The 8,211-nt window shown below is 50.9% G+C and carries 6 protein-coding genes, 1 pseudogene and 1 riboswitch; of the genes and pseudogenes, 3 read left to right on the plus strand and 4 right to left on the minus strand.

The window, feature by feature from the left end:
• Window positions 1-410: 410 nt before the first annotated feature.
• Window positions 411-767, plus strand: coding sequence for a polysaccharide biosynthesis C-terminal domain-containing protein (locus tag QZP87_RS13115; protein ID WP_291323371.1), 357 nt, complete (start codon window positions 411-413; stop codon window positions 765-767).
• A gap of 293 nt (window positions 768-1,060) precedes the next feature.
• Here QZP87_RS13115 and thiC read toward each other — a convergent pair whose 3' ends face one another.
• Window positions 1,061-2,353, minus strand: coding sequence for a phosphomethylpyrimidine synthase ThiC (gene thiC, locus QZP87_RS13120; RefSeq protein WP_291323372.1), 1,293 nt, complete (start codon window positions 2,351-2,353; stop codon window positions 1,061-1,063).
• Between the two features lie 91 nt (window positions 2,354-2,444).
• Window positions 2,445-2,547, minus strand: a riboswitch (TPP riboswitch).
• A 1,191-nt stretch (window positions 2,548-3,738) separates the two neighbouring features.
• Here thiC and QZP87_RS13125 point away from each other — a divergent pair.
• The gene (locus QZP87_RS13125) at window positions 3,739-3,972 is read left to right on the plus strand and encodes a hypothetical protein (protein ID WP_291323373.1); all 234 of its coding nucleotides are present in this window, start codon (window positions 3,739-3,741) and stop codon (window positions 3,970-3,972) included.
• Window positions 3,973-4,483: 511 nt separating this feature from the next.
• Here the strand turns inward: QZP87_RS13125 and QZP87_RS13130 are convergent.
• Window positions 4,484-5,425: a hypothetical protein gene (locus tag QZP87_RS13130; protein ID WP_291323374.1), complete on the minus strand. Its 942-nt coding sequence runs from the start codon at window positions 5,423-5,425 to the stop codon at window positions 4,484-4,486.
• The gene (locus QZP87_RS13135; protein ID WP_291323375.1) at window positions 5,409-6,317 is read right to left on the minus strand and encodes a MoxR family ATPase; all 909 of its coding nucleotides are present in this window, start codon (window positions 6,315-6,317) and stop codon (window positions 5,409-5,411) included. The genes QZP87_RS13130 and QZP87_RS13135 overlap by 17 nt, the downstream gene beginning before the upstream one ends.
• A gap of 715 nt (window positions 6,318-7,032) precedes the next feature.
• Here QZP87_RS13135 and QZP87_RS15630 point away from each other — a divergent pair.
• Window positions 7,033-7,374, plus strand: coding sequence for a hypothetical protein (locus QZP87_RS15630; RefSeq protein ID WP_363331022.1), 342 nt, complete (start codon window positions 7,033-7,035; stop codon window positions 7,372-7,374).
• Window positions 7,375-7,832: 458 nt separating this feature from the next.
• Here QZP87_RS15630 and QZP87_RS13140 read toward each other — a convergent pair.
• Window positions 7,833-8,211: pseudogene (locus tag QZP87_RS13140) on the minus strand (transposase); the annotation flags it as partial.

The raw sequence follows: 8,211 nt of genomic DNA on the forward strand, positions 1-8,211 counted from the left end.
CCGGTGATCATCAGGAGCGGAAGACTGTCCTTTCCAGTGTTGGTCTTCGGTCCAGATTCTGTGTACGCGAGACTAATGTCTTGAACTTTTATGTGCTTTATTTGTAAACTCATGTGTACACCCCGATGTTGGGCCAGACGTTTTTGTGGTTGCTGCAAAGCAAAAAAAAAAGGTAACAATGTATCTGTATCATGTATCTGTTTAGCGCTTTGCATGTGGTGCGGGAAATGGCTCTTCCGGGACCCGCTTGTCCCAAAAAATGAGTCGTTTTGGGGTAAGCATTCAGAGGGTCGTCAGTGGTAGTTCCTGACACCAGGCCGGTTCCAGTGAATGCAGGGACAGGTTCATTGAGCAATAAGCCAACCGGTTTTTTATAAACGGAATTCGCTTTAACCCCTCAACAATCAGCCTTGAAGGAGGTATGCCAACTGGGCAAACCCGTACTCTCTTTGCTGTTCGGGTCCGACTTTACCGTCGCCTATCCAGCCATGGTCATTCTGGTCCTGGGCCTGTTCGTCAATTCCATATCCGGCTCCACCGGTGTCTTCATGAACATGACCGGCAGGCAAAAGGCCTTCAGAAATATCGCCATGAACGCCTCCGGAGTAAACATCATCCTCAATCTCATCCTCACCCCAAACCTCGGCATATACGGAGCAGCCATATCCGGCATGGCCACCATCATCTTCTGGAACCTCTACACCCTGGCCTACATCAAAAAGAAACACGGCCAGACCATCGGCTACCTCCCCCTCCTGGTCCGCTGACCCACCCTACCCCTAATTTACACATTTTGCGTCAAACGCAAAGTGTGTAACTTAACCCACTTTTTACCCATTTCGCGCTTGACGTAATGTGTATAACTTACGACGTATTTTACACACTTTTTGCAAGAGAAAGTTTGTCTCCCCGGCCATATTTTACCCGTTTTGCGTCAACGTCGAACATTCATAGTTGAAGTTGTCCGCCACTTTCTCAGCAATGGCCCGCATTTGACGGGAAAAAAGCCGGGCAGGCCAGCCTGTCCGGCTTTTTTATGGAGCATGCTTGCTGCCGGACATCAGGATTGTGCCTGAAGTGCCTGTGTCTCCTCGGAAGTCTTCACCGCGCAGAGCCTGCCGCACATGGAACAGGTCCGCCCGTCTTCTGTGATCTGCATCCTGCTGCGTACCAGGTCTGGATCCAGGGCGCTTTTTATCATGCCCTCCCAGTCCAGGGTCTGGCGACAGTGAGCCATCTGCCGGTCCTTATCAGCAGCACCCGGTAACCCTTTGCTCAAATCTGCTATATGTGCCGCAATCCTGGCGGCCATCACCCCCTGATAGACATCATCCTCTCCTGGCAGAGCCAGATGCTCGGCCGGGGTGACGTAGCACAAAAAATCGGCTCCTGCTGCTCCTGCAATAGCTCCACCGATTGCCGATGTAATATGGTCGTAGCCTGCTGCAACGTCCGTGGGCAGGGGACCCAGGATATAAAAGGGAGCATTGCGGCAGAGCTTTTTCTGCAGCTGGACCTGAGTCTTTATTTCATTCAAGGGCACATGTCCCGGGCCCTCAATCATGACCTGTACTCCGCGTTCAAAGGCCCTGCCGGCCAACTCAGCCAGAATCATAAGCTCTTCCACCTGAGCCCCATCCAGTGAATCTTCGATGCAACCGGGACGAAAACCATCCCCCAGACTCAAAGTCACGTCATATTTTTCAGCAATGCTTAAAAGAGCATCAAAGTTCTGATACAAAGGGTTTTCCTGTCCATTAACCCTGATCCACTGCATGTGCATGGAGCCTCCGCGGCTGACACAGGGCATGATGCGCCTGAAATACTCCAGGCGCTGGACTGATTGCATGGTAATCCCGCAATGCACGGTTATATAATCCACTCCCTGGCTGCACTGCAGTTCTATTTCCCGGAAAAACTCCTCAGAGGTTATGTCGTGCATGGGCCTGCCCTGCATGAGCATTTTGGCTGCCAGCCCGTAAATGGGTACGGCACCCAGCATGACAGGGCTGTTTTTCAGAAACATCCCGCGAAGCTGGTCTAAGTCTCCTCCGGTGGAAAGATCCATTATTGAATCCGCCCCGGCCCTCAAAGCAGTTGCCAGTTTCTTCTCTTCCGCAGACATGTCAGTGCATTCTCCGCTGGTGCCCAGGTTGGCGTTGACCTTGGTCTTGAGCCCTTCACCAATGGCTTTAATGGAAGCAAAGTCATGCACCACGTTTTTGGGCAGCACCGCCCTGCCCCGGGCAATAAGACTGCAAAGCTCCTCAGGGCTTAAAGGTTCTTCCAGTGCTGCTGTCTGCATTTCCGGAGTCACTACTCCGGCCCTGGCCTTTTGAAGTTGAGTATTCATGAAAGTCCTCCTGTAAGAAATTTCAGGAGGGGAGTGGTAAGCTGACCTGTGGGGAAACCGGACCTGACAGATACCGGCTGAAATGAGTCCTTGGTCGTGAGCTCGCCAATCCCTCCGCCGGTATTATCCGGATCAGGTTCATGGGGTGCTTCTCAGCCCTTATCCCAATGCTAAGGGCGCCCCCTGGCGTATCAGCAAGTCAAACATATCCTGCCTTGCAAAGCAAGAGAAATCTGTTTTCTGGTTGCTGAAATCTCTCATTGGGTAACCATTCAGAAGGTTCCTTGGTAGTGATTGCCGGCAACAGGCCTGGGCACTGTCCCTCGCTGTGTAGGCCTGTGCAGGTTCACTGAGTTTTGCGCTTGTAATTGTTTTGATTGTACCGGCAAGGTGTCGCGGGTGGAGACAGTCCCCGCAACACACTTCATGCACACATACAAATTACAGACGCGAAGTTTAGTGAAGCTGAACAATCATTACATAGCGGGGTACAGTCCCCGGGCCTTGGATCATCAGTCAACACAGAGGATCCACTGAATGGTTACGATTCCCTGATGATGACATGTGAAATTGCTAGCTGTTCAGCGCTTTGTGGAATAGTAAATGCAGGCTACGTGCCGATAACAAGGACGAGCCGGAGCATTGGTTTTGCAGATGTTTACCATGTAAAATCAGCAAACAGGCAGATGAGCCGGTGTAAATAATGATTTCGAAACTCGCTGTATCGAGACCATAGCCAGGCAGCTGTGATGAGGGTGAGCATTGATTGCACAAACTGTGCAATCACTGTGTCAAAATGCAGCTACGCAAAACTGGTGATCCTCACCGGTTAATCATTCAGGAGATTCCGAAACCGGTACCTGGAGTACTTAGGGATTAGAAAATTCTGATATACCGCCATACTGATGCTTTGCCCGCAACAATAAGGAGAAGAGTTTTTTGACAGGATTAACCCCAGTTACCACCCCAACGGGGGCCCCGGTTTAACGCAGGCAGGCTTTCAACGGTTAAGTCACTAGGCTTTTTCCGCGACCTTGCACGGAAAAAGTGGCCCCTTCGGGGCAACATCTGAAAAAGGAAGGGATCTCATACAACCACCCCCGGCCTTAAGAAGTATGGGAGTATGGGCGTATGGGAGTCAAAACATCTTTACACCCACACATGGATACCCCCATACCCCCATACTTTCTTCCATTGGGAGGGGAGTTTACGCCGTGCGCGTAATCTAATCCAGAGGGGCAGGATGTCAGAAAAAGTTACCAACATGTTGGTTTGAAATTTGTGCTAAGCGCCTAAACAGTAACGGTATATTGGTATTTTGAACATCCCTTACAGTCAGGCAATGGATACAGTGTTTAGTTCAAACCAGAAGAGGATTTAAATATATGAATGATGAAATAATGGCGCAATACAGGCTTATGACTGCAAACCTTGAAGATCTTGCAAAGGCCGGTTTGCGCAATACTGCGCTTTACGATGAGATTGAAGCAGCGGTTGAAAATATGCGTCAATATATGCCTGACCCAAAACCTTCGAGCTTCCGTAACCATTCAGGGGGATGCCGTAACCGGCCCGGGGACGGTCCCGAAGCCAGGGACAGTCCCCGTGCCAAGCCCTGATATACAGCTTTTAACCCAAAACAAGCTTATGACGTATCTGTTTAGCGCTTTTATGGAAAGCAGGGGACAGGCACCCCCGCACTTATTTTTCCAAAGAATGATTGACAGGCATTATAAATAAGTGCGGGGGTGCCTGTCCCCGTGCCACATCCAAAGAGCTAAACAGATACCTTATGACAAGTACCCCATTTTTACGGTTTTCAGAAACTCGTAATGCTCCCGTCCTCAGATGCATTCTTGATGGGCGCAGTGGTGTCAACAGTCGAGACCGATACTCCGATTACTGCAGCTTCTCAGGCAAGTTTTTGTATGAATGGCCTGGCTAACAGTCTGAAAGAGTAGGATAGCAGATTGAAAGAGGTCAGGGAGCAGCAGACTCAGCAGTAAATCTATAAGCCAGTATGGAAAACCATGTCGGCTTCTATGCTTCAAAACAGCCCTCACACAAAGTTTCTGGGGCTTCTGTCTAAACCATCCTCATCTTTCCCTTTTCAAAGCCGTTAATGGCATTTCAATCTGGATCCCGGCCCGGCAGGGGCTCCACCAGGGCCAGGGCGTGCAGGGCGAAATACGGATCGGCCCCGGGGTTGCCCGAAATGTGCCGGCCGGGAAGCCTGAGCTCCCAGGGGCTGTATTCCTGTAGGGCACGGTCCAGGATGCTTCGGAAAAGGGACAGCCTTTTTTCCGTGTCCAGATGGGCATAGGCCGGGTCCTCCCAGTCCATGACCAGGGATGCCGCGTGCTCAAAAGCAAAGCTGTGGGCCGGCCACCGGGAAATATCCATGCCCATGGCCGGCATACTCCAGTCCAGACGCCGCCAGACAATGGCCGCCCTGGACTCGCCCGGGCGGTATCTTCTTATGCCCTGCCACTCCCCGCTGCCCTGAGTGCGGAGGATATGACTGCAGGGCTGTTCCCGGGCCATGAGATTCTGGGCTGAAGCACCCAGGGCCCCCGGGGCCACAACAGGTCCTTTTCCCGGGTCAAACAGGCCCCCGCGCAGGACGAAACCAAAGGGAAAGGATGAGGTCAGCCTGACCGGTGGCAGTGGCGGCTGTCCTCGGAAAGGTGGAGTCCAGGATATGAAAATGTCTTTGTGCCGGCCCGGTCCGATCACCGGCAGCAGGACGCGCTGGTCTTCCAGCCCCACCTGCAGGACCAGGGCGGAAAAGCGTTTTTGGTTCCGGATTCGCAGCATTATGGTGCCCGGCTCGTTTGAGGTGAGGATATCCCTGCCCACGGCCTGTACCCGCAGACCGGAAACATTGTACAGGGCGACGAGTCCCGACAGAAACAGCAGGCTCAAAAGCAAAGATGTAATGAGAAACAGGACGTTGTTGTTGCTGTTTACAGCGGCCAGGCCCACCAGGAGACAAAGCAGCACATATATCCAGCCTGAAAAACTCAGCCTGGATCTGATCCTAATTATTTTACGCTTATCCCCACGTTTCATGGATGATCTTTCTTACCAGCAGGTCCCTGTCCTTGCCCGGGTGCAGGCTCAGCCTGTGGATCATGACGCTGTAGGCGGTATTGAACAGGTCCTGCGGAATGATGTAGTCTCTTTGTTCCAGCATGGCACAGGCCTGGGCTGAGGACTTCATGGCCAGCATGCCCCTGGGGGAAAGACCTGTCCTGACTTCCGGATGGTCCCGGGTGGCATGGGTCAGTTCCAGGATCATCAGGGCGATTTCATCGCTTATGAAAACACCTGTGCAGGACTGCCTCAAGGATACAATCTCCTCCTTGCTGACCACAGCCTCAAAGTCCGGGACTGCAAGGCCCCTGGTAAGCATGTCCTTTTCAGATCCTGGACCGGGGTAGCCCAGGGTGATGCTCATCATGAACCGGTCCATCTGGCTGTCCGGAAGAGGGTTGACGCCGTGTTCCTCCAAAGGATTCTGGGTGGCTATGACCAGAAAGGCCTCCGGCAGGGGATAGGTGCGGCCGTCTGCCGAGACCTGTTTTTCAGCCATGGCTTCCAGCAGGGCCGACTGGGTGCGGGGAGAGGAACGGTTGATCTCGTCGGCCAGGACAATGGAGTGAAATATAGGACCCGGGTGGAAGCGAAACTCGTTTATCCCGGGGTCAAACATGGATACCCCCAGAACGTCTCCGGGGAGCATATCGCTGGTCATCTGGATGCGGGCGAAATCAAGACCGAGGGTCCTGGCCATGCTCAGAGCCAGGGTTGTCTTGCCCACCCCGGGTATGTCCTGGATGAGAAGGTGTCCGCCGGCAAGAAATGAGGCCAGGGCCAGTCGGATCTCAAAGGGTTTGTCCAGAAGGCCCTGGTTGATGGTATCAAGAATGGTCTGGATGATCTCTGTCTGCTGTCTGCTCATATTGCTCCGGGTGGTTATTCATTGCTGCATCATAACCATTCAGGGGAGGCCGCAATCGGCCTGGGGACAGTCCCGCGACACATTTTTTGCATGTATCTGTTTAGCGCTTTTAAGGAAAGCAGGGGACTGGCACCCCCGCACTTATTTTTTCAAAGAATAATTGACACTTGAGAGTTCAAAGTTCCTGGTTCTTCGTTCCTGGTTGAATGAAATAAAGTCAATAGATTTGAATAGATATCTGGTCTGGCCCAAAAGACATATTGATCTGCCAGAAAAGCTAACCCGGGCTACGCCCGCAACCCAATAAAGAAAAGAGCTTTATTGACCCCAGTAAAATGGAAGAAATTTCACGGGGCAGGCAGGATTAACCCCAGTTAAACACCCCAAAGGCTTGCCCGGTTAACCTTCTTCCAGTTAGGGACTTGGAAAATACTAAATTACCGTTTATAATGTTTTCATACAACCAATCTCAACCAAGAGGTGTAACGTATGAAGACATCGATATTGACACAAAACAAGGTTCCTGAACAAGTCGTACCCTTAATTTCTCGTTTGGTTGACTTAATCCCCTGACCCCTGCGATGGCAAGCAATGGCAGATGTAACCTTATCGCTCCTCAAAGGCAAGCATCGTGCCGCCGAAGACGCATTTGGCTGGGGACGTTCCGTGGTCGAATTATGTATGAATGAACTTCGAACGGGGCTTTTATATTTGAATGACATCTCTACTCGGAAAAGGCCTAAGGCAGAGGAGAAAGAACCTGGATTGCTTGCTGATATTCGTGAAATCATGGAGCCTCACTTTCATTTTTTACACCGATAGCAACAAAACCAGCGATTTTATGGTTGATGGGCTTTTGCTTTGGTGGAACGAAAACAAGGACAAGCAGCATTTTTCAACCGTGACAAATCTTGTGGTCAACATGGACAACGGGCCGGAGTGCAGTGGGCGCCGCAGTCAGTTCTTGTTACGTATGGTTGAGTTTGCCGACATTACACAACTCACTGTCCGGCTCACTTACTACCCGCCTTATCATAGCAAGTACAAATGCGATTGATCGCTATTGGGCTGGGCTTGAAAGATCATGGAATGGTTACCTGTTGGATACGCCAATCGCTATTTTGAACAGAACATCCAATTTTGTTTGGAAAGGTTTTCGTGCTACGGTGAATCTGATGAGCAGTGTTTATGAAAAAGGTGTCAAGCTTTGCGGAAAGGAGAAGGCAGTCCTTGAGCAACGTTTGCAGCGCTGCTCAAAACTCTCACTGTACGATATCCTCAGCCAAAAACGGTAAATTAGTATTTTTCTATATCCCTAAATGCAGGACGTAATTTGTATGAAGTAGGGAAGCTGCTGGGGCATACCCAGATGAGGACAACAATGAGATATAGTCACCTGGCGGATGAGACCCTGGCAGAAGCTGTGAACACCGTGCCTTTGGGGAAAGTAGTTTAAGGAAAGGATGGGGCCACCCTGGGTGTATGGGCTCAGGGTGGCTTTTATTATTAAAGTTATCAGGTCTCCAGGGCTTTATCCACTAACTTACTGAACTCTTCCAGGGAATCCACTCTTTGGGTTTTTCTGAACAAGCCATTCAATATATCCAAAGATTCGATAGAGTATATCTTCTGGGTCAATCCTGAACCTACTACATCAAATCGTTCGGTCAAGATTTCTACAATTAGTCGTTGAGTGGCCTTGAGTTCGGCTTGCCTCTCCCATTTATCCTTTTCCTGCTTTATCCACTCTTCAGCCCGGTGTCTTTCTTGCTGAGCGCCCTGCTGTTTCCACTGATCAGCTAAAGTTTCCATTATAGTCTCACCTCCTTCTGGAAGTAGTTCCAGAGCCTTTTTATAGTCTTCCTGGGTCAGATACCCAGTGCTTTTTACAAGA

It is taken from the genome of Desulfonatronospira sp. (genome assembly GCA_003563255.1).
GTDB lineage: Bacteria > Desulfobacterota > Desulfovibrionia > Desulfovibrionales > Desulfonatronovibrionaceae > Desulfonatronospira.

Excerpts from the sequence above, each read along its gene's own strand:
- thiC (WP_291323372.1), bottom strand. The coding sequence starts at position 2,353 with ATGAATACTCAACTTCAAAAGGCCAGGGCCGGAGTAGTGACTCCGGAA.
- QZP87_RS13125 (WP_291323373.1), top strand. The coding sequence starts at position 3,739 with ATGAATGATGAAATAATGGCGCAATACAGGCTTATGACTGCAAACCTT.
- QZP87_RS13130 (WP_291323374.1), bottom strand. The coding sequence starts at position 5,425 with ATGAAACGTGGGGATAAGCGTAAAATAATTAGGATCAGATCCAGGCTG.
- QZP87_RS13135 (WP_291323375.1), bottom strand. The coding sequence starts at position 6,317 with ATGAGCAGACAGCAGACAGAGATCATCCAGACCATTCTTGATACCATC.
- QZP87_RS15630 (WP_363331022.1), top strand. The coding sequence starts at position 7,033 with ATGACATCTCTACTCGGAAAAGGCCTAAGGCAGAGGAGAAAGAACCTG.